This is a genomic window from Pseudomonas sp. 910_23, assembly GCF_052850795.1.
The window spans coordinates 1-20,559 of record NZ_VXCZ01000009.1 but is presented as its reverse complement, the minus strand read 5'-3'; the positions used below and the strand labels follow the sequence as shown (position 1 = coordinate 20,559).

At 55.0% G+C, this 20,559-nt stretch carries 17 protein-coding genes and 4 tRNA genes; all 21 read right to left on the bottom strand.

The genetic code is table 11. The features are described from left to right. Positions 1-10 precede the first annotated feature (10 nt). Positions 11-646, bottom strand: a complete 636-nt coding sequence (gene rplC / locus FW800_RS12810) for a 50S ribosomal protein L3 (protein ID WP_003194649.1) — start codon at positions 644-646, stop codon at positions 11-13. 81 nt (positions 647-727) lie between these two features. Continuing rightward, positions 728-1,039: a 30S ribosomal protein S10 gene (gene rpsJ, locus FW800_RS12805; protein WP_003186070.1), complete on the bottom strand. Its 312-nt coding sequence runs from the start codon at positions 1,037-1,039 to the stop codon at positions 728-730. A 157-nt stretch (positions 1,040-1,196) separates the two neighbouring features. Beyond that, a complete protein-coding gene (tuf, locus tag FW800_RS12800) occupies positions 1,197-2,390 on the bottom strand; it encodes an elongation factor Tu (protein WP_005791980.1) in 1,194 nt (397 codons plus the stop codon). Between the two features lie 30 nt (positions 2,391-2,420). Beyond that, positions 2,421-4,526, bottom strand: a complete 2,106-nt coding sequence (fusA, locus tag FW800_RS12795) for an elongation factor G (protein ID WP_005791981.1) — start codon at positions 4,524-4,526, stop codon at positions 2,421-2,423. 30 nt (positions 4,527-4,556) lie between these two features. Beyond that, entirely contained in the window at positions 4,557-5,027 is a 471-nt protein-coding gene (rpsG, locus tag FW800_RS12790) for a 30S ribosomal protein S7 (protein ID WP_002555493.1), read from the bottom strand. Positions 5,028-5,145: 118 nt separating this feature from the next. Next, the gene (gene rpsL, locus FW800_RS12785; RefSeq protein ID WP_002555494.1) at positions 5,146-5,517 is read right to left on the bottom strand and encodes a 30S ribosomal protein S12; all 372 of its coding nucleotides are present in this window, start codon (positions 5,515-5,517) and stop codon (positions 5,146-5,148) included. A 216-nt stretch (positions 5,518-5,733) separates the two neighbouring features. After that, positions 5,734-9,933 carry a DNA-directed RNA polymerase subunit beta' gene (gene rpoC / locus FW800_RS12780; protein WP_005791982.1) on the bottom strand — a complete coding sequence of 1,400 codons (4,200 nt, stop codon included), beginning with the start codon at positions 9,931-9,933 and terminating at the stop codon, positions 5,734-5,736. A 64-nt stretch (positions 9,934-9,997) separates the two neighbouring features. Further along, complete coding sequence (gene rpoB / locus FW800_RS12775; RefSeq protein ID WP_019819139.1) at positions 9,998-14,071, bottom strand: DNA-directed RNA polymerase subunit beta; 4,074 nt, start codon at positions 14,069-14,071, stop codon at positions 9,998-10,000. A gap of 219 nt (positions 14,072-14,290) precedes the next feature. After that, positions 14,291-14,656 (bottom strand): 50S ribosomal protein L7/L12, encoded by a 366-nt coding sequence (gene rplL, locus FW800_RS12770; RefSeq protein ID WP_005791984.1) that lies wholly within the window; start codon positions 14,654-14,656, stop codon positions 14,291-14,293. 78 nt (positions 14,657-14,734) lie between these two features. Beyond that, positions 14,735-15,235, bottom strand: coding sequence for a 50S ribosomal protein L10 (rplJ, locus tag FW800_RS12765; RefSeq protein ID WP_003232405.1), 501 nt, complete (start codon positions 15,233-15,235; stop codon positions 14,735-14,737). A 199-nt stretch (positions 15,236-15,434) separates the two neighbouring features. Beyond that, the gene (rplA, locus tag FW800_RS12760; protein ID WP_003176434.1) at positions 15,435-16,130 is read right to left on the bottom strand and encodes a 50S ribosomal protein L1; all 696 of its coding nucleotides are present in this window, start codon (positions 16,128-16,130) and stop codon (positions 15,435-15,437) included. Next, complete coding sequence (gene rplK, locus FW800_RS12755; RefSeq protein WP_003176435.1) at positions 16,130-16,561, bottom strand: 50S ribosomal protein L11; 432 nt, start codon at positions 16,559-16,561, stop codon at positions 16,130-16,132. The genes rplA and rplK overlap by 1 nt, the downstream gene beginning before the upstream one ends. A 117-nt stretch (positions 16,562-16,678) precedes the next feature. Next, the gene (nusG, locus tag FW800_RS12750; RefSeq protein WP_003176436.1) at positions 16,679-17,212 is read right to left on the bottom strand and encodes a transcription termination/antitermination protein NusG; all 534 of its coding nucleotides are present in this window, start codon (positions 17,210-17,212) and stop codon (positions 16,679-16,681) included. Between the two features lie 9 nt (positions 17,213-17,221). Next, entirely contained in the window at positions 17,222-17,590 is a 369-nt protein-coding gene (gene secE / locus FW800_RS12745; RefSeq protein WP_005791990.1) for a preprotein translocase subunit SecE, read from the bottom strand. A gap of 45 nt (positions 17,591-17,635) precedes the next feature. Continuing rightward, a tRNA-Trp gene (locus FW800_RS12740) sits at positions 17,636-17,711 on the bottom strand. Between the two features lie 163 nt (positions 17,712-17,874). After that, positions 17,875-17,950 (bottom strand) — tRNA-Thr (locus FW800_RS12735). Between the two features lie 26 nt (positions 17,951-17,976). Beyond that, a tRNA-Gly gene (locus FW800_RS12730) sits at positions 17,977-18,050 on the bottom strand. Between the two features lie 24 nt (positions 18,051-18,074). Further along, positions 18,075-18,159 (bottom strand) — tRNA-Tyr (locus FW800_RS12725). Between the two features lie 142 nt (positions 18,160-18,301). Then, a complete protein-coding gene (locus FW800_RS12720; RefSeq protein WP_446437755.1) occupies positions 18,302-18,748 on the bottom strand; it encodes a hypothetical protein in 447 nt (148 codons plus the stop codon). Positions 18,749-18,755: 7 nt separating this feature from the next. After that, the gene (locus FW800_RS12715) at positions 18,756-19,505 is read right to left on the bottom strand and encodes a pantothenate kinase (RefSeq protein WP_078822464.1); all 750 of its coding nucleotides are present in this window, start codon (positions 19,503-19,505) and stop codon (positions 18,756-18,758) included. After that, a complete protein-coding gene (gene birA, locus FW800_RS12710; RefSeq protein ID WP_032879211.1) occupies positions 19,495-20,454 on the bottom strand; it encodes a bifunctional biotin--[acetyl-CoA-carboxylase] ligase/biotin operon repressor BirA in 960 nt (319 codons plus the stop codon). The genes FW800_RS12715 and birA overlap by 11 nt, the downstream gene beginning before the upstream one ends. Between the last annotated feature and the right edge of the window lie 105 nt (positions 20,455-20,559).

The window sequence follows — 20,559 nt, the reverse complement described above, 5'->3', positions numbered from 1 at the left end:
CAGCTTCCCCTTAACCGCGAGCCTTGGCCGCTGGACGTACAACCAGGTTGCCGCCAGTAGCGCCAGGAACAGCACCCTTGACCAACAACAGATTGCGTTCAGCGTCGACGCGCACTACTTCGAGGGACTGCACGGTCACGCGCTCAGCGCCCATATGACCGGACATTTTTTTGCCCTTGAATACACGACCAGGAGTCTGGCACTGGCCAATAGAGCCCGGAACGCGGTGGGAAACGGAGTTACCGTGAGTGTTGTCTTGACCACGGAAATTCCAACGCTTGATCGTACCCTGGAAGCCTTTACCTTTGGACTGACCGGTTACATCAACCAGTTGACCAGCGGCGAAGATTTCAGCGTTGATCAGATCGCCAGCCTGGTAGTCGCCGTCTTCAAGACGGAACTCCATAACAGTACGACCAGCTGCAACGTTTGCTTTAGCGAAGTGACCTGCTTGAGCAGCAGTCACGCGCGAAGCACGACGCTCGCCGACAGTGACTTGCACTGCACGATAGCCATCGGTTTCTTCAGTTTTGAACTGGGTGACGCGATTCGGTTCGATCTCAATGACCGTGACCGGAATGGAGACACCTTCTTCGGTGAAAATACGGGTCATACCGCATTTACGACCGACTACACCAATAGTCATGTTGTAAACCTCATGAGTGTACGGGGCTTTCACCCGCTATGGCCGCCCATTTCAGAGCGTTACACGACTAAGACCCAAGTCTTAGCCGAGGCTGATCTGTACTTCCACACCGGCCGCCAGATCGAGCTTCATAAGTGCATCAACGGTTTTATCCGTTGGCTGGACGATGTCCAGTACGCGCTTATGAGTACGGATCTCGTACTGGTCACGCGCGTCTTTGTTGACGTGCGGGGAGACCAGAACGGTGAACCGCTCTTTACGGGTAGGCAGTGGAATTGGACCACGCACTTGAGCACCAGTACGTTTCGCGGTTTCCACGATTTCCTGGGTGGATTGGTCGATCAGGCGATGGTCAAAAGCCTTCAACCTGATACGGATTTGCTGATTTTGCATTGGATTTCAGACTCCGGCTGCTATTCCCACCGGGCGCAATACGCCCGTTAAAAGGAGGCGCAATTCTATAGACGCCCTAGATAGGTGTCAACCCAATAAAAAAGCCCCCGCTAAGCGGGGGCTTTCTCAAAACATCAAAGCTCACTCAAAAGAGAGATTACTCGATGATTTTAGCTACAACGCCAGCACCAACGGTACGGCCGCCTTCACGGATTGCGAAGCGCAGACCGTCTTCCATTGCGATGGTTTTGATCAGGGTAACAGTCATTTGAATGTTGTCACCTGGCATTACCATTTCAACGCCTTCTGGCAATTCGCAGTTACCGGTCACGTCAGTAGTACGGAAGTAGAACTGTGGACGGTAGCCTTTGAAGAACGGAGTATGACGGCCGCCTTCTTCTTTGCTCAGAACATAAACTTCTGCGGTGAACTTGGTGTGCGGCTTGACCGAACCTGGCTTAACCAGAACCTGGCCACGCTCAACGTCGTCACGCTTGGTACCACGCAGCAGAACGCCGCAGTTCTCGCCAGCACGACCTTCGTCGAGCAGCTTGCGGAACATTTCAACACCGGTGCAGGTGGTGACGGTAGTGTCACGCAGACCAACGATTTCCAGTGGATCCTGAACGCGAACGATACCGCGCTCGATACGACCAGTCACAACAGTACCGCGACCGGAGATCGAGAATACGTCTTCGATTGGCATCAGGAACGGCTTGTCGGTCAGACGAACTGGTTCTGGGATGTAGCTGTCCAGAGTTTCAACCAGTTTACGAACGGCAGTGGTGCCCATTTCGTTTTCGTCGTTGCCTTCCAGAGCCATACGAGCAGAACCGATGATGATCGGAGTGTCGTCACCTGGGAAGTCGTAAGTGCTCAGCAGATCGCGCACTTCCATCTCAACCAGTTCCAGCAGCTCAGCGTCGTCTACCAGGTCAGCCTTGTTCAGGAAAACCACGATGTACGGAACGCCAACCTGGCGGGACAGCAGGATGTGCTCACGGGTTTGTGGCATCGGACCATCAGCGGCCGAGCAAACCAGGATCGCGCCGTCCATCTGGGCAGCACCAGTGATCATGTTCTTCACATAGTCAGCGTGACCTGGGCAGTCAACGTGAGCGTAGTGACGAATAGTCGAGTTGTACTCAACGTGCGCGGTGTTGATGGTGATACCACGAGCTTTTTCTTCTGGTGCGCTGTCGATCTTGTCGAAGTCAACACGAGCCGAACCGAAAACTTCGGAGCAGACGCGAGTCAGAGCAGCGGTCAGAGTGGTTTTACCGTGGTCAACGTGGCCGATGGTGCCAACGTTTACGTGCGGTAGGGAACGATCAAATTTTTCTTTAGCCACGACAATTAACTCCTTGCCTAAAGGACTGAATCAGCCTTGTTTTTTGGATACAGTTTCAGCGATGTGCGCCGGAGCTGTGTTGTATTTTTTGAATTCCATAGAGTAGCTTGCGCGACCCTGGGACATGGAGCGAACGTCGGTCGCATAACCGAACATCTCACCCAACGGAACCTCGGCGCGAATCACTTTGCCGGAAACCGTGTCTTCCATACCCAAGATCATGCCGCGACGACGGTTAAGGTCGCCCATGACATCACCCATATAGTCTTCAGGTGTAACAACTTCTACCGCCATGATTGGCTCAAGCAACTCACCACCGCCCTTCTGGGCCAGTTGCTTGGTTGCCATGGAAGCAGCCACCTTAAACGCCATCTCGTTGGAGTCGACGTCGTGGTAAGAACCGTCAAAAACGGTTGCTTTCAGGCCGATCAGCGGATAGCCGGCAACAACACCGTTCTTCATCTGCTCTTCGATACCCTTCTGGATAGCAGGGATGTATTCCTTAGGAACCACACCACCTACTACTTCGTTCACGAATTGCAGACCTTCCTGACCTTCGTCAGCAGGAGCAAAACGGATCCAGCAGTGACCGAACTGACCACGACCGCCGGATTGACGAACGAACTTGCCTTCGATTTCACAGTTCTTCGTGATGCGCTCACGATAGGAAACCTGAGGCTTACCGATGTTGGCTTCGACGTTGAACTCACGGCGCATCCGGTCAACCAGGATGTCCAGGTGCAGCTCGCCCATGCCAGAGATGATCGTTTGACCAGTCTCTTCATCAGTCTTGACGCGGAAAGATGGATCTTCCTGAGCAAGCTTGCCCAGAGCGATACCCATTTTTTCCTGGTCATCCTTGGTCTTAGGCTCTACGGCAACCGAGATAACCGGCTCCGGGAAGTCCATGCGAACCAGGATGATTGGCTTGGCAGCGTCGCACAAAGTCTCACCAGTGGTGACGTCCTTCATGCCGATCAGGGCCGCGATGTCACCAGCGCGTACTTCCTTGATCTCTTCGCGAGCGTTTGCGTGCATTTGCACCATACGGCCCACGCGCTCTTTCTTGCCTTTAACCGAGTTGATCACGCCGTCGCCGGAGGCCAACACGCCCGAGTAAACGCGAACGAAGGTCAAAGTACCCACGAATGGGTCTGTAGCGATCTTGAACGCCAGAGCCGAGAACGGCTCGTTGTCGTCAGCATGACGCTCCATCTCTTCTTCCTCGTTATCAGGGTTGGTACCCTTGATAGCAGGAATGTCGGTTGGAGCAGGCAGGTAGTCGATAACGGCGTCGAGAACCAGGGGAACACCCTTGTTCTTGAAGGAAGAACCGCAAACAGCCAAGACGATCTCACCAGCGATAGTACGCTGACGCAGAGCGGCCTTGATTTCCACGTTGGTGAGTTCTTCACCTTCGAGGTACTTGTTCATCAGCTCTTCGCTGGCTTCAGCCGCAGCCTCAACCATGTTGTTGCGCCACTCGTCAGCCAGTTCCTGAAGCTCTTCAGGGATAGGCTTGCGAACAGGAACCATACCTTTATCGGAATCGTTCCAGTAGACAGCTTCCATATTGATCAGATCAATCTGACCCTGGAAGTTATCTTCAGAACCGATCGCCAACTGGATAGGCACCGGAGTGTGACCCAGACGCTGCTTGATCTGACCGATCACGCGCAGGAAGTTGGCGCCAGCACGGTCCATCTTGTTTACATAAACAAGACGTGGAACACCGTACTTGTTGGCTTGACGCCATACGGTTTCCGACTGAGGCTCAACACCCGAGGTGCCGCAGAACACAACGACAGCGCCGTCGAGTACACGCAGGGAACGCTCAACTTCAATAGTGAAGTCTACGTGGCCCGGGGTATCGATTACGTTGAAGCGATGCTCGTCTTTGTACTGCTTCTCGGAACCTTTCCAGAAGGCGGTAATAGCAGCAGAAGTAATGGTAATACCACGCTCCTGCTCCTGAACCATCCAGTCTGTGGTCGCGGCGCCGTCATGCACCTCGCCCATTTTGTGACTTTTGCCGGTGTAAAACAGTACGCGCTCGGTGGTGGTGGTTTTACCAGCATCCACGTGAGCGACGATACCGATGTTACGGTAGCGGCTAATCGGAGTAGTACGAGCCATAAAGCCCTCGCAAAATTAGTGAAGCTAAAATTAGAAGCGGTAGTGCGAGAAAGCTTTGTTAGCTTCAGCCATACGGTGCACGTCTTCACGCTTCTTAACAGCAGCACCTTTACCTTCAGCAGCGTCCAACAGTTCGCCGGCCAAACGCAGAGCCATAGACTTCTCGCCGCGCTTACGGGCGAAGTCTACCAACCAGCGCATTGCCAGAGCGTTACGACGGGACGGGCGAACTTCAACCGGAACCTGGTAAGTAGCACCGCCTACACGGCGCGACTTCACTTCGACCAGCGGAGCGATGGCGTCGAGAGCTTTCTCGAAGATTTCCAGGGGGTCGCTGTTCTTGCGTTCTTTAACCTTTTCCAGCGCGCCATAAACGATACGCTCGGCAACGGCTTTTTTGCCGCTTTCCATCACGTGGTTCATGAACTTGGCCAGAATTTGGCTTCCGTATTTTGGATCGTCAAGCACTTCGCGCTTGGCTGCTACGCGTCTTCTTGGCATGGATAAGCCCTCAAACGGTCTTCAGGTTCGCTCGGAATCGGTGCCCTTTCGGGACGCCTCCGACCTTACTCTTATCGACTCAGAAAATAAGATGATTCAGGTTTACAAAAAGCCGCTACTACTTAGGCTTCTTGGTACCGTACTTCGAACGACCCTGGTTACGACCTTTAACGCCGGAAGTATCCAAGGAGCCGCGTACGGTGTGATAACGAACACCTGGCAAGTCTTTTACACGACCGCCGCGGATCAGTACCACGCTGTGCTCTTGCAGGTTGTGGCCTTCACCGCCGATGTACGAGGAAACCTCGAAACCGTTGGTCAGACGCACACGGCATACTTTACGCAGTGCCGAGTTAGGTTTTTTCGGCGTGGTGGTATACACACGGGTGCATACGCCACGACGTTGCGGGCAGTTCTGCAGCGCAGGTACGTCGGATTTCTCGACGATACGCTTACGCGGCTGACGTACCAGCTGGTTGATAGTTGCCATCTACTAGCTCCACTGTTGTCTTGCGACGCTATTGTCTTGCAAGAAAAGCAAAATGGCAGGAACGAATTCCCGCCAAATTTAGGGGTACAAGAGTCTAAAGAGGATCTTGTCCCCAGTCAAGGCAAGGCCCCGACCTCCCCTCGCGCCGAACCGGGGCAAAAATGCCTCGATCCGACGAACGGGAGTGTCAGGGCCCAGACTCATCTATCGCAGAACTCAGTTACCGCTTGAGTTCAGTGCTTCGGTCAGTGCAGCTTCCACTTCACTGGCGCTCACGCGCAGCGGCTTGTCAGCATCACGGCGACGCTTACGCTCGCTGTGGTAAGCCAAACCGGTACCCGCCGGGATCAGACGACCCACGACCACGTTTTCTTTCAGGCCGCGCAGGTAATCGCGCTTGCCGGTTACCGCTGCTTCGGTCAGTACGCGAGTGGTCTCCTGGAAGGAGGCCGCCGAGATGAACGACTCAGTGGACAACGACGCCTTGGTGATACCCAGCAGCACGCGAGTGAACTTGGAAACGAATTTCTCTTCGTTCGCCAGGCGCTCGTTTTCTACCAGTACGTGAGTCAGTTCCATCTGGTCGCCCTTGATGAAACTGGAATCGCCGGATTCAGCGATTTCAACTTTACGCAGCATCTGACGCAGGATGGTCTCGATGTGCTTGTCGTTGATCTTCACGCCTTGCAGACGGTAAACGTCCTGGATCTCGTTAACGATGTACTTGGCCAGAGCACTCACACCCAGCAGACGCAGGATGTCGTGCGGATCGCTCGGGCCGTCGGAGATAACTTCGCCGCGGTTTACCTGTTCGCCTTCGAACACGTTCAGGTGACGCCACTTCGGAATCAGCTCTTCATACGGATCGCTACCGTCGTTCGGAGTAATGACCAGACGGCGCTTGCCTTTGGTTTCTTTACCGAACGCGATGGTGCCGCTGACTTCAGCCAGAATCGACGCTTCTTTCGGACGACGAGCTTCGAACAAGTCGGCAACACGCGGCAGACCACCGGTGATGTCACGGGTCTTCGAAGTTTCTTGCGGGATACGCGCGATAACATCACCGATCGCGATCTTCGCACCATCCGCTACACCGACCAGGGCGTTGGCTGGCAGGAAGTACTGAGCGATTACGTCAGTGCCTGGCAGCAACAGATCCTTGCCGTTGTCATCAACCATCTTCACGGCAGGACGGATGTCTTTACCGGCAGCTGGACGATCTTTGGCGTCGAGTACTTCAATGTTGGTCATACCGGTCAATTCGTCAGTCTGACGCTTGATCGTGATGCCTTCTTCCATGCCCACGTAGGTCACGGTACCTTTCATTTCGGTAACGATTGGGTGAGTGTGCGGATCCCACTTGGCCACGATTGCGCCAGCGTCGACCTTGTCACCTTCTTTAACCGAAATCACAGCACCGTACGGCAGCTTGTAACGCTCGCGCTCACGACCGTAATCATCAGCGATTGCCAGCTCACCGGAACGGGACACAGCAACCAGGTGGCCATCCACTCGCTCAACGTGCTTGAGGTTGTGCAGGCGGACGGTACCGCCATTCTTCACCTGAACACTGTCGGCTGCGGAGGTCCGGCTTGCCGCACCACCGATGTGGAACGTACGCATGGTCAGCTGGGTACCCGGCTCACCGATGGACTGGGCAGCGATAACGCCGACCGCTTCACCGATGTTTACCTGGTGACCACGAGCCAAGTCACGGCCGTAGCACTTGGCGCAAATGCCATAGCGGGTTTCGCAGCTGATCGGCGAGCGAACGATCACTTCGTCGATGCTGTTGAGTTCGATGAACTCGACCCACTTTTCGTCAACCAGGGTGCCAGCAGGAACGATAACTTCCTCGGTACCTGGCTTGAACACGTCACGGGCAATCACACGACCCAATACGCGCTCACCCAGCGGCTCTACAACGTCACCGCCTTCAATGTGCGGAGTCATCAGCAGGCCGTGCTCGGTGCCGCAATCGATCTCGGTTACAACCAGATCTTGTGCAACGTCTACCAGACGGCGAGTCAGGTAACCGGAGTTAGCGGTTTTCAACGCGGTATCCGCAAGACCCTTACGAGCACCGTGAGTGGAGATGAAGTACTGAAGTACGCTCAAACCTTCACGGAAGTTCGCAGTGATCGGCGTTTCGATGATGGAGCCATCCGGCTTGGCCATCAGGCCACGCATACCGGCGAGCTGACGGATCTGCGCAGCAGAACCCCGTGCGCCCGAGTCGGCCATCATGTACATCGAGTTGAAGGACTCCTGGTCAACTTCGTCGCCGTGACGGTCGATGACTTTCTCTTTCGAGAGGTTGGCCATCATCGCCTTGGAAACTTCGTCGTTCGCCTTGGACCAAAGGTCGATCACCTTGTTGTACTTCTCGCCCTGGGTTACCAGGCCGGAGGCGTACTGGCTCTCGATCTCTTTCACTTCGTCAGTGGCGGCACTGATGATGCGAGCTTTTTCATCCGGGATAACGAAGTCGTTAACACCGATGGAAACGCCGGAGATAGTGGAGTAAGCGAAACCTGTGTACATCAACTGGTCAGCGAAGATAACGGTCTCTTTCAAACCAACCACGCGGTAGCACTGGTTGATCAGCTTGGAGATCGCCTTCTTCTTCATCGGCAGGTTGACGACATCGTACGACAGACCTTTTGGCACAACCTGGTACAACAGCGCACGGCCGACAGTGGTGTCGACGATACGGGTGTTGCTCACGCTGCCGCCGTCACGGTCATTGACGGTTTCGTTGATCCGCACTTTGACCTTGGCGTGCAGTGCGGCTTCGCCGGCACGGAACACACGGTCAACTTCCTGCAGGTCAGCGAACACACGACCTTCGCCCTTGGCATTGATCGCTTCACGGGTCATGTAGTACAGACCCAATACAACGTCCTGCGACGGAACGATGATTGGCTCACCGTTGGCTGGCGACAGAATGTTGTTGGTCGACATCATCAACGCGCGCGCTTCCAACTGGGCTTCCAGTGTCAGCGGTACGTGCACGGCCATTTGGTCGCCGTCGAAGTCGGCGTTGTACGCAGCACAGACCAGCGGGTGCAGCTGAATAGCCTTACCTTCGATCAGTACTGGTTCAAACGCCTGGATACCCAGACGGTGAAGGGTCGGTGCACGGTTGAGGAGAACCGGGTGTTCGCGGATCACCTCGGCGAGAACGTCCCAAACCTCTGGCAGTTCGCGCTCGACCATTTTCTTGGCCGCTTTGATGGTGGTCGCGAGACCGCGCATTTCCAGCTTGCCGAAGATGAATGGCTTGAACAGCTCAAGTGCCATCTTCTTGGGCAGACCGCACTGGTGCAGACGCAGGGTCGGGCCTACGGTAATTACCGAACGACCGGAGTAGTCAACACGCTTACCGAGCAAGTTCTGACGGAAACGACCTTGCTTACCCTTGATCATGTCAGCCAAGGATTTCAGAGGACGCTTGTTGGAACCGGTGATAGCGCGGCCACGACGACCGTTGTCGAGCAAGGCATCGACAGCTTCCTGCAACATACGCTTTTCGTTGCGCACGATGATGTCCGGAGCGGACAGGTCAAGCAGGCGCTTCAAGCGGTTGTTACGGTTGATCACGCGGCGATACAGGTCGTTGAGGTCGGACGTCGCGAAACGACCACCGTCCAGCGGTACCAGCGGACGCAGGTCTGGCGGCAGAACCGGCAGAACGGTCAGCACCATCCACTCTGGCAAGTTGCCGGAACCCTGGAAGGCTTCCATCAACTTCAGACGCTTGGACAGCTTCTTGATCTTGGTTTCGGAGTTGGTTTGCGGAATTTCTTCGCGCAGACGGCCAATCTCGTGCTCCAGGTCGATAGCGTGCAGCAGCTCGCGGACAGCTTCGGCACCCATACGGGCATCGAAATCATCACCGAACTCTTCCAGCGCTTCGAAGTACTGCTCGTCGTTCAGCAGCTGACCTTTTTCAAGGGTGGTCATACCTGGATCGATAACGACATAGCTCTCGAAGTAGAGAACGCGTTCGATATCACGCAGAGTCATGTCCATCAGCAAGCCGATACGGGACGGCAGCGATTTCAGGAACCAGATGTGGGCAACCGGCGAAGCCAGTTCGATGTGCGCCATACGCTCACGACGAACCTTGGCCAGTGCGACTTCAACGCCGCACTTCTCGCAGATCACACCACGGTGCTTCAAGCGCTTGTACTTACCGCACAGGCACTCGTAATCCTTTACCGGGCCAAAGATCTTGGCGCAGAACAGGCCGTCACGCTCAGGTTTGAACGTACGGTAGTTGATGGTTTCCGGCTTTTTAACTTCACCGAACGACCACGAACGGATCATCTCAGGCGATGCCAATCCAATACGGATGGCGTCGAACTCTTCGACTTGACCCTGGTTTTTCAGCAAATTCAGTAGGTCTTTCAAGGCCTTTCCTCCTGGCGGAGCAGAGAGCGGACCAAACGGCCACGCTCTCGATTCGCGTCACGTGTTATTCGGTTTCCAGATCGATATCGATGCCGAGGGAACGAATTTCTTTGATCAACACGTTGAAGGACTCGGGCATGCCCGGCTCCATACGGTGATCGCCGTCCACGATGTTTTTGTACATCTTGGTACGACCGTTCACATCGTCCGACTTCACTGTGAGCATTTCTTGCAGAGTGTATGCAGCACCGTATGCTTCCAGTGCCCAGACCTCCATCTCCCCGAAACGCTGACCACCGAACTGAGCCTTACCACCCAGCGGCTGCTGGGTAACCAGGCTGTACGAACCAGTAGAACGAGCGTGCATCTTGTCGTCTACCAAGTGGTTCAGCTTCAGCATGTACATGTAGCCAACAGTAACCGGGCGCTCGAACTTGTTGCCGGTACGACCGTCGAACAGCTGCATCTGGCCGCTTTCCGGCAGGTCTGCCAGTTTCAGCATGGCCTTGATTTCGCTTTCCTTGGCACCGTCGAACACCGGGGTAGCCATTGGAACGCCGCCGCGCAGGTTCTTCGCCAGATCCAGGATTTCCTGGTCGGAGAAGGTATCCAGCTCTTCGTTGCGACCGCCGATCTCGTTGTAGATCTCGTGCAGGAACTTGCGCAGGTCTGCGACCTTGCGCTGCTCTTCGATCATACGGTTGATCTTCTCGCCCAGACCTTTGGCCGCGAGGCCCAGGTGGGTTTCAAGGATCTGACCAACGTTCATACGCGAAGGTACGCCCAACGGGTTGAGGACGACGTCGACCGGGGTGCCATTGGCATCGTGCGGCATGTCTTCAACCGGCATGATCACGGAGACCACACCTTTGTTACCGTGACGACCGGCCATCTTGTCGCCCGGCTGGATGCGGCGACGGATTGCCAGGTAAACCTTGACGATTTTCAGCACGCCTGGAGCCAGGTCATCGCCCTGCTGCAGTTTGCGCTTCTTGTCTTCGAACTTGTCGTCCAGCAGACGGCGGCGATCAACGATGTAGGCCTGGGCCTTCTCGAGCTGCTCGTTCAGAGCGTCTTCAGCCATGCGCAGTTTGAACCACTGGCCGTGCTCAAGACCGTCGAGAATTTCGTCGGTGATGTCCTGACCTTTCTTCAGACCTGCGCCGCCTTCGGCCTTGTGGCCTACCAGAGCGGAGCGCAGACGTTCGAAGGTCGCGCCTTCAACGATACGGAACTCTTCGTTCAGATCCTTGCGGATCTCGTCGAGCTGGGTCTTCTCGATGGACAGTGCACGAGCATCACGCTCAACGCCGTCACGGGTGAAGACTTGTACGTCGATGACAGTACCTTTGGTACCGGTAGGTACACGCAGGGAGGTGTCTTTAACGTCGCTGGCTTTTTCACCGAAGATGGCACGCAGCAGCTTCTCTTCCGGAGTCAGTTGGGTCTCGCCTTTCGGAGTGACCTTACCCACCAGGATGTCGCCTGCGCCAACTTCAGCACCTACGTAAACGATACCGGCTTCGTCCAGCTTGTTCAGTGCAGCTTCACCCACGTTCGGGATGTCTGCAGTGATTTCCTCAGGCCCAAGCTTGGTGTCACGTGCCACACAGGTCAGTTCCTGGATGTGGATCGTGGTGAAGCGGTCTTCTTGAACCACACGCTCGGACAGGCAGATGGAGTCTTCGAAGTTGAAGCCGTTCCATGCCATGAACGCGATGCGCATGTTCTGACCCAGAGCCAGTTCACCCATATCGGTGGACGGGCCATCGGCCATGATGTCGCTACGCTGAACGCGATCACCCTTGCTCACCAGCGGACGCTGGTTGATGCAGGTGTTCTGGTTCGAGCGGGTGTATTTGGTCAGGTTGTAGATGTCGACACCGGCTTCGCCAGTTTCTACTTCGTCATCGGCAACACGAACCACGATACGGCTGGCATCAACAGAGTCGATAACGCCGCCACGACGAGCCACGACGCAAACGCCGGAGTCACGGGCTACGTTACGCTCCATGCCGGTACCTACCAGCGGCTTGTCAGCACGCAGGGTCGGTACAGCTTGACGCTGCATGTTGGAACCCATCAATGCACGGTTGGCGTCATCGTGCTCCAGGAACGGGATCAGCGACGCTGCAACCGAAACTACCTGCTTCGGAGAAACGTCCATCAAGGTGACGTCTTCCGGCGCCTTGACGGTGAACTCGTTCAAGTGACGAACAGCTACCAGCTCGTCGATCAGGACTTTCTTGTCGTTCATCGTGGCCGAAGCCTGAGCGATCACGTGATCAGCTTCTTCGATGGCGGACAGGAACACGATCTCGTCGGTGACCAGAGCGTCTTTCACCACACGGTACGGGCTCTCGAGGAAGCCATACTGGTTGGTACGCGCATAAGCGGCCAGGGAGTTGATCAGACCGATGTTCGGACCTTCCGGCGTTTCGATCGGGCAAACACGACCGTAGTGCGTCGGGTGTACGTCACGAACTTCGAAGCCAGCACGCTCACGGGTCAGACCGCCCGGGCCCAGTGCGGATACACGGCGCTTGTGGGTGATCTCGGACAGCGGGTTGTTCTGGTCCATGAACTGGGAAAGCTGGCTGGAACCGAAGAACTCTTTCACCGCCGCAGCCACTGGCTTGGCGTTGATCAGGTCTTGCGGCATCAGGCCTTCGCTTTCAGCCATCGACAGACGCTCTTTGACCGCACGCTCAACACGCACCAGGCCAACGCGGAACTGGTTCTCGGCCATTTCGCCTACGCAGCGAACACGACGGTTACCCAGGTGGTCGATGTCATCGACGATGCCTTTGCCGTTACGGATGTCGACCAGCGTCTTCAGTACCGCGACGATGTCTTCCTTGCACAGCACGCCCGAACCTTCGATCTCGGTACGACCGATACGACGGTTGAACTTCATCCGGCCGACCGCAGACAGGTCATAGCGCTCAGGGCTGAAGAACAGGTTGTTGAACAGGGTTTCGGCAGCGTCTTTGGTTGGTGGCTCACCAGGACGCATCATGCGATAGATCTCGACCAGCGCTTCCAATTGGTTGCTGGTGGAGTCGATCTTCAGAGTGTCGGAGATGAACGGACCGCAGTCGATGTCGTTGGTGTACAGGGTCTCGATGCGAACAACCTGGGCCTTGGCGATTTTCGCCAGGATCTCGGTGTTCAGCTCGGTATTGCACTCAGCCAGGATTTCGCCTGTAGCCGGGTGAACGATGACCTTGGCGGTCGTGCGACCCAGAACGTAGTCCAGAGGCACTTCCAGCTCTTTGATACCAGCCTTTTCGATCTGGTTGATGTGGCGCGCAGTGATACGACGGCCAGCCTCAACGATGACCTTGCCTTTCTCATCCTGGATGTCCAGGACAGCAATTTCACCACGCAGACGCGAAGCGATCAGCTCCAGCTTGAGGGTTTCATCCTTCAGGCTGAATACGTTGGTGGTATAGAAAGCGTCCAGCACTTGCTCAGTAGTATAGCCGAGCGCGCGCAGCAGTACCGAGGCCGGCAGCTTGCGACGACGGTCGATACGCACGAACACGCAGTCTTTCGGGTCGAACTCGAAGTCCAACCACGAACCGCGGTACGGAATGATCCGCGCGGAGTACAGGAGTTTGCCGGAGCTGTGCGTCTTGCCGCGGTCGTGGTCGAAGAACACGCCCGGGGAACGGTGCAGCTGGGAAACGATTACACGCTCGGTACCGTTGATAACGAAGGTACCGTTTTCAGTCATCAATGGGATTTCGCCCATGTAGACTTCTTGCTCTTTGATGTCCTTGATCGCTTTGTTCGACGATTCTTTGTCGAAAATGATCAGACGGACTTTTACCCGCAAAGGTACGGCGTACGTAACGCCACGCAACACGCATTCTTTGACATCAAATGCCGGTTCGCCCAGGCGATAACCGACGTACTCCAGCGCAGCATTGCCGGAGTAGCTGATGATCGGGAAAACGGATTTGAAGGCCGCATGCAGGCCCACGTCGCGGAACTGATCTTTGGTCGCTCCCGCCTGCAAGAATTCACGATACGAATCCAGCTGGATAGCCAGAAGGTACGGGACATCCATGACGTCCGGCAACTTGCTAAAGTCCTTGCGGATACGTTTTTTCTCAGTATATGAGTAAGCCATCAGCGTTCCCCAGCTTGGTCACCTGCTTGTTTGGCCCCTCCGACGGGAGCAGCCAGAAAATCTTGCAAACCCCATGGTTTGCACCACCGCTTCGGGTGGCTACAGCGCGTTAATGGCGGCGACCGAGTCGACAGCCAAGAACGGAAAAAGGCCGGTGGCAAGAGCCACCAGCCATCAGCCTTCAGCTTAACGCTTGGGCTGGAGACGCAAGGTCGATGCTTACTTCAGCTCGACTTTAGCGCCTGCTTCTTCCAGAGTAGCTTTGGCTTTGTCAGCTGCGTCTTTGGCAACAGCTTCCAGAACCATGGCAGGAGCGCCGTCAACTACAGCCTTGGCTTCTTTCAGGCCCAGACCGGTCAGTTCACGTACTGCCTTGATCACGTTTACTTTCTTCTCGCCAGCTTCGGTCAGCATGACGTTGAATTCGGTTTGCTCTTCAACAACGGCAGCAGCAGCAGCTGGGCCAGCGGAAGCAGCGGCAGCGGAAACGCCGAATTTTTCTTCGAAAGCTTTGATCAGCTCAACAACCTGCAGAACCGACATTTCAGCTACGGCGTTGAGGATATCGTCTTGGGAGATAGACATTGCTGTATTTCCTGAATTGGGGGACGGCCTACGCGGCCATCGAAATAAACAAAAATACGCGAGAGAAGTTGCTCAGCCTTAGGCTGCGGCAGCTTCTTTTTGCTCGCGAACTGCAGCCAGAGTACGAGCCAGCTTGCTGGTAGCGCCTTGAATCACGCTCATCAGCTGCGAAATGGCTTCGTCGCGGGTCGGCAGTGTTGCCAGTACGTCGATTTGGTTAGCTGCGAGGAACTTGCCCTCGAACGCAGCTGCCTTGATCTCGAACTTATCCTGACTCTTGGCGAACTCTTTGAACAAACGGGCAGCAGCGCCTGGATGGTCCTTGGAGAACGCGATCAGAGTCGGGCCAGTGAACACGTCGTTGAGAACACTGTATTCAGTGTCAGCAACAGCGCGCTTGAGCAGGGTGTTACGTACAACACGTACGTATACGCCAGCTTCACGAGCCTCTTTACGGAGTCCGGTCATAGCGCCTACTGTCACACCACGGGCATCAGCCACGACAGCGGACAGAGCAGCTTTGGCAGCCTCGTTGACTTCAGCGACGATGGCCTTCTTGTCTTCGAGATTAATTGCCACGGGTTTAACTCCTGCTTGTTACCGTTTCATCTGGCCGAGGCCGGATGTCGTTTTGGTGTCTGATTCGGTAAGGAACCGGGAGCACCATCTGCGTAGGCTTGTTGGTTTAAGACTTGCGTCGCCTACGGTCTTGGATAGCCCCCGCCAGGCAGGGACCCCAATCTTTCAATTGGCGCAATCGCTTGCGCCAATTTGTGTCTTATACGTCCAGCGAGCCTTGGTCGATGACCAGACCTGGGCCCATAGTGGTGCTCAGGGTAACGCGCTTGACGTAGATGCCTTTCGAGGAAGCTGGCTTGATACGCTTCAGATCAGCGATCAGGGCTTCAACGTTTTCCTTCAGCTTGACGGCGTCGAAGCCAACCTTGCCAACGGAGGTGTGAATGATGCCGTTTTTGTCGGTGCGATAACGAACCTGACCAGCCTTGGCGTTTTTAACCGCGGTAGCTACGTCTGGCGTTACGGTGCCGACTTTAGGGTTAGGCATCAGGCCACGTGGACCCAGGATCTGACCCAACTGACCTACAACGCGCATTGCATCCGGGGAAGCAATAACGACGTCATAGTTCAGATCGCCGCCTTTCATTTCGGCAGCCAGATCGTCCATACCAACGCGATCAGCGCCGGCAGCCAGAGCAGCTTCAGCCGCCGGGCCCTGAGTGAAGACAGCAACACGTACAGTCTTGCCAGTACCGTGTGGCAGCACAGTAGCGCTACGAACGACCTGGTCGGATTTACGCGGGTCAACACCCAGGTTCACAGCAACGTCAACAGACTCGCTGAACTTGACAGTCGACAGCTCGGTCAGCAGAGCAGCAGCGTCTACGAAGTTGTAGGACTTGCCTGCTTCGATTTTGCCGGCGATAGCCTTTTGGCGCTTGGTCAGCTTAGCCATTACACACCCTCCACGTTAAGGCCCATGCTACGAGCAGAACCGGCGATGGTACGCACGGCTGCATCCATATCAGCTGCAGTCAGATCCGCGTTTTTGGTTTTCGCGATTTCTTCCAGCTGAGCACGAGTTACGGTGCCAACCTTAACGGTGTTCGGACGAGCGGAACCGCTAGTCAGACCAGCAGCTTTCTTCAACAAAACCGAAGCCGGGGTCGACTTGGTTTCGAAAGTAAAGCTACGGTCGCTGTATACAGTGATGATCACTGGAGTCGGCAGACCTGGCTCAAGACCCTGAGTACGGGCGTTGAAGGCCTTGCAGAATTCCATGATGTTCACGCCGTGCTGACCCAGAGCTGGACCGACGGGTGGGCTAGGGTTGGCCTGAGCGGCCTTCACTTGCAGCTTGATGTAAGCGGTAATCTTCTTGGCCATGAGGCACTCCAATTACGGGTTCAAACGCCTAGAAAGGCTCCCCGGTTACTTGCGCGTTTATCCCAGTGACGACAAAACCCCACAGCCTAAGGCTGCGGGGTTGGGATGCTTTTTCAGCTAGACCTTCTCGACCTGGCTGAACTCCAACTCTACCGGAGTAGAGCGACCGAAAATGAGCACTGCCACTTGGATCCGGCTCTTTTCGTAGTTAACTTCTTCGACGGTGCCATTGAAATCAGCGAAAGGACCATCTGTAACACGAACAACCTCACCCGGCTCGAACAATGTCTTCGGCTTGGGCTTGTCGCTACCGTCAGCAACACGACGCAGAATTGCTTCTGCCTCCTTGTCAGTGATCGGAGCAGGCTTATCAGCAGTACCGCCAATGAAACCCATGACACGAGGAGTATCCTTGACCAAGTGCCAAGTACCTTCGTTCATGTCCATCTGTACCAGCACGTAGCCAGGGAAGAACTTGCGCTCACTCTTGCGCTTCTGGCCATTCCGCATTTCAACCACTTCTTCAGTGGGAACCAGAATTTCGCCGAAGCCATCTTCCATGCCTGCCAGCTTTACGCGCTCCAGCAAAGAGCGCATAACATGCTTCTCGTAACCCGAGTAAGCATGCACAACGTACCAACGCTTAGCCACGGGACACCCTTAGCCAACAATCAAGGAAACAAGCCAGCCGAGCAGGGAATCGAGCCCCCACAACAGCAACGCCATAACCAGAACAACAGCCACAACAATCAATGTGGTCTGCGTGGTTTCTTGGCGAGTCGGCCAAACGACTTTACGAATTTCGGTGCGAGCTTCCTTTACCAGGACCGCGAAAGACTTGCCTTTAGCAGTCTGCAGGCCTACAAAGGCAGCTACAGCAGCGAGGGCGAGCAATGCGAGGACACGGTACAGGATCGGCGAAGCAGAATAGTACTGATTGCCAACAACGCCTACGACCACCAAGGCAACTACAGCGAGCCACTTGAACAGATCGAAACGAGAGCTTTGAGCTTCAGCCTTAGGAGTCATCTATGAAGATCCTGTGAAAAGAAAGCCAGACACACCACGTGAATCTGGCAGGTCAGGAGGGAATCGAACCCCCAACCTACGGTTTTGGAGACCGTCGCTCTGCCAATTGAGCTACTGACCTAAAACAAAATCAGGCCGACCATTATGCAGGCCTGAAAAAGACTTTACAACAACCAACCCCAACAGACTTGAAATCACCTGACAATCACAGCCAGACATAACACGATACAAGCCGAGGCAGCTGTTAAAACAAAGGCAGATATTTTCATATCTGCCTTGTTATATGGAGCTCTTGAGCGGATTTGAACCGCTGACCTCACCCTTACCAAGGGTGTGCTCTACCAACTGAGCTACAAGAGCAAAACACCTTGCACAACCTGCAAACTTGGAGCGGGTAGCGGGAATCGAACCCGCATCATCAGCTTGGAAGGCTGAGGTTCTACCACTAAACTATACCCGCGGAGCTTGCAGCTCACGCTAAAAATGGTGGAGGGGGAAGGATTCGAACCTTCGAAGTCGTAGACGTCAGATTTACAGTCTGATCCCTTTGGCCGCTCGGGAACCCCTCCTAAGCGAGCCGGCATTCTACATCACGCCGGCCTTCTGTCAAGCATTTTCTCATTAAAAATATGAGGTTAGCTGCTTTGACCTTCGTTTCACCTTGAAGCCCTTAAAGGTCTTCACTGCGAAGCGGGCGCCATTCTATGCAAACTATTCGAGAGTTGCAATGCCTTCGCACAGCATTATTTTATGTTTTAACTCATTGAATTCATTAGCAAGGCTTTCAAAGGGCAGATCGTCAGCCAAGCGCCTACTCTCAGGGGCTACTCGCAACCAGTAACCCGAGGCTTCAGGCGCGCTCAACAATTGAAGCCTGACCCTTATGTCCAAGCTTGTCAGCCGCTGCTCGAGAGAGAGCGACTGGTGACGATCCGAGAAACCACCAATGTACAGACAGGTGCTTTGTGCATCAGCCCCCCTTGCTCGATCACGCCGCGCCACCGTGTCGGCAGACTCACTCAGGAGCCGAATATCTTGCTGCGTTCCACGATAGAGACTCAATGGTGTGACGTCCTTGGCACGCAATGGAGCTTCTTGCTGATGCCAGACGTAGTAGAAAACATTGAGGACAAGTAAAAGCAAAAACAGCCAGCGCATAATCACCTCAAGACAAAGGACACGCCATTGCCAAACCAACAAACACAAGGTCCGGGACCAAACAAGCCTGAGGTGCAGCATCCCTGACCAGGTCGGCATCCCCCCCCGTCAGGAAGACAGTGAAATCCTCGCCCCAATAGCTTCTCGCCAATTCAAGCTGGGTCAACACGAACCCTCTTAGCATAAGCGTACAACCGCGCTCGACAGCCTCTACGGTCGTCCGCCCAGGAGAGAGACGCTCAAGAGCTCTCTCAGCCGCGGCATCGTCATAACGTATCTTGCGCGTATGGGTTCGCAACTGATTGCGCATAAGTGGCAAGCCCGGGCAAATAAACCCACCCAAGTGCTCACCATCAACATCAATAAAGTCTGCGGTCGCCGCCGTACCAAAATCGAGCACTACGCATGCGCCGGACGCTAACTTATATGCACCCAGCATCGCCAACCAACGATCCAGCCCAAGCCGCTCGAACTCTTCGTAGCCATTGTGCACACCGGCCATTTGTCGCGCGGAACCCGCACAGGAAACGGTAACGCCAAATGCCTTCACCAACGCCGCTACCAGCTTGTCGGTTTCCTCAAGCGCTCGAACACTCACTAACCGACAACGCGTGAGCAGAAGGCCAGGAAGCGCTATCAGGCTCTCAATCAACGCATCATCCGAACCCACCACGCCTTCGGCGGAGACACTTGCATCACTCGCCTCAAGCACGCGCCACTTTATGAAGCTGTTCCCACAGTCGAGCTCAAGAATCATCACGCAACCTCAGGCTTAACTCACCACCGCTGTATATTTTCTCGACGCCATCGACATTCAAGCGCAACGCGCCCTGATGATCCACGCCCAACACCACCCCATCAATCTGGGTAACACCAGCAACGAGAGACACAGGCTTGCCCTGCCACAAGTGATGCCGCTCCCACTCATCTTGCAGCCCGGCAAAACCGGCAGTCTTATGTCGATCCAGATAGCCTTGCAACTGCATCCCCAGACGCGCCACCAATTGGTTGCGATCAATAGCAGAACCGGTCTCGAGCTGAATTGAAGTCCATTGCTGATCCACATCATCGGCTTTCTGCATATTCACATTGATGCCTATCCCTAGGACAACGTGACAGATATCCGCAGGATCCCCCACCAGCTCCAGCAAGATGCCAGAAATTTTCTTGCTCCCGACCAAGACGTCGTTTGGCCATTTCAAAGCCGCGCCCTGTACACCGGTCTCACGCAACGCCTGCATAACGGCTAAGCCAACTACGAGACTCAACCCCTCCAACTGTCGCAGACCACCTTCAATGCGCAGCACGAGGCTGTAGTAGACATTTTGCGCAAACGGACTGACCCATTTTCGACCACGCCTTCCCCTACCAGCCGTCTGCTGCTCCGACAGTACGACAAAGGGGGCTGCGCACCCTGAGTCAACGAGACGCAAAGCTTCGGCGTTAGTGGAGTCGATGGAATCGAAAATATGAACTGGCCAGGTTAAAGAGGCCGCATTCAGGGAAATTTGCTCTGCACTCAAGAACACCAACGGCGCAGCCAATTGATACCCACGACCTCGGACCTTATGAATGGGCAGCCCTAACTCTGCCTCAAGATGCTGAAGCTGCTTCCACACAGCGCTGCGACTGACGCCCAGGGCGGCGCCAAGCGCTTCTCCAGAATGGAATCGACCGTCTTTCAGTAGTTTCAACAACATCAGCATGCAAATATCGCCTCACAATGAGGCACGCATAATAGCCATGCGTAAGGTCATTGCATAGAAACGCAGGGCGTTTGCACTCAGGACATGAGCGATGGTTTTTTAGTT

Bases quoted from the DNA above. Each gene is read 5' to 3' on its own strand.
- rplC (WP_003194649.1), bottom strand. From the start codon at position 646: ATGACTATTGGTGTAGTCGGTCGTAAATGCGGTATGACCCGTATTTTC.
- rpsJ (WP_003186070.1), bottom strand. From the start codon at position 1,039: ATGCAAAATCAGCAAATCCGTATCAGGTTGAAGGCTTTTGACCATCGC.
- fusA (WP_005791981.1), bottom strand. From the start codon at position 4,526: ATGGCTCGTACTACTCCGATTAGCCGCTACCGTAACATCGGTATCGTC.
- rpsG (WP_002555493.1), bottom strand. From the start codon at position 5,027: ATGCCAAGAAGACGCGTAGCAGCCAAGCGCGAAGTGCTTGACGATCCA.
- rpsL (WP_002555494.1), bottom strand. From the start codon at position 5,517: ATGGCAACTATCAACCAGCTGGTACGTCAGCCGCGTAAGCGTATCGTC.
- rpoB (WP_019819139.1), bottom strand. From the start codon at position 14,071: ATGGCTTACTCATATACTGAGAAAAAACGTATCCGCAAGGACTTTAGC.
- rplL (WP_005791984.1), bottom strand. From the start codon at position 14,656: ATGTCTATCTCCCAAGACGATATCCTCAACGCCGTAGCTGAAATGTCG.
- rplA (WP_003176434.1), bottom strand. From the start codon at position 16,130: ATGGCTAAGCTGACCAAGCGCCAAAAGGCTATCGCCGGCAAAATCGAA.
- rplK (WP_003176435.1), bottom strand. From the start codon at position 16,561: ATGGCCAAGAAGATTACCGCTTACATCAAGCTGCAAGTGAAGGCCGCT.
- secE (WP_005791990.1), bottom strand. From the start codon at position 17,590: ATGACTCCTAAGGCTGAAGCTCAAAGCTCTCGTTTCGATCTGTTCAAG.
- FW800_RS12720 (WP_446437755.1), bottom strand. From the start codon at position 18,748: ATGCGCTGGCTGTTTTTGCTTTTACTTGTCCTCAATGTTTTCTACTAC.
- FW800_RS12715 (WP_078822464.1), bottom strand. From the start codon at position 19,505: ATGATTCTTGAGCTCGACTGTGGGAACAGCTTCATAAAGTGGCGCGTG.
- birA (WP_032879211.1), bottom strand. From the start codon at position 20,454: ATGCTGATGTTGTTGAAACTACTGAAAGACGGTCGATTCCATTCTGGA.